Consider the following 517-nt stretch of genomic DNA (forward strand, 5'->3'; position numbering starts at 1 on the left):
AAAGTCTGAGCCGCGATGCTCGTCCGAAAGCCCGGCATTCGCCGGGCTTTCGCGTTTCACAGCAGCCGCAACAGCCAGTCCAGCCGCTCGCGGGTAAAGCCGCTACCAACGAACAGCAGATCGATCCAGAACGCCTGGTGCAGCACCACGATCAGCCAGAACGCCAGCTGATAGCTCAGCTTGCGGGTCTTGTGGCGAAAGACCTGCTGCGCCACGAGCGCACCCGGTCAGCCGCCGGCCAGCTCGAAGAAATGCAGTGTGGTTTCCGGTGTGCGCCAGCGATCCTTCAGCGCGCTGTGCTTGTCGCGCCAGTAGAGGACGAAGGTCAGCAGGCTGGCGACGGCATAGATCGCCAACGGCAACACCGCACCGAGGCGCAGGAGGCTACCCGCCAACGGCAGCAGACAGAGCAGCCCGAACAGCACCAGCTTGAGGGGAAGCTGCTGGATGTTGCCGGCGACCAACTGGCGAGCAGGCTTGCCAGCGGCCCGCGCCGTCGCGCGCGGACGGGCCTGTT

2 protein-coding genes are annotated in these 517 nt (G+C 65.4%); both read right to left on the reverse strand.

Features of this window, described 5'->3' with window-relative positions; translation table 11 throughout:
• Positions 1-56 precede the first annotated feature (56 nt).
• Positions 57-215 (reverse strand): hypothetical protein, encoded by a 159-nt coding sequence (locus tag CXQ91_RS25145; RefSeq protein ID WP_219816622.1) that lies wholly within the window; start codon positions 213-215, stop codon positions 57-59.
• A gap of 12 nt (positions 216-227) precedes the next feature.
• Positions 228-517: DUF1294 domain-containing protein (locus CXQ91_RS25150; protein WP_219816623.1), on the reverse strand; the 290-nt coding region annotated here is incomplete at its 5' end.

It is taken from the genome of Arthrobacter sp. Y81 (genome assembly GCF_002929335.1).
GTDB lineage: Bacteria > Actinomycetota > Actinomycetes > Actinomycetales > Micrococcaceae > Arthrobacter.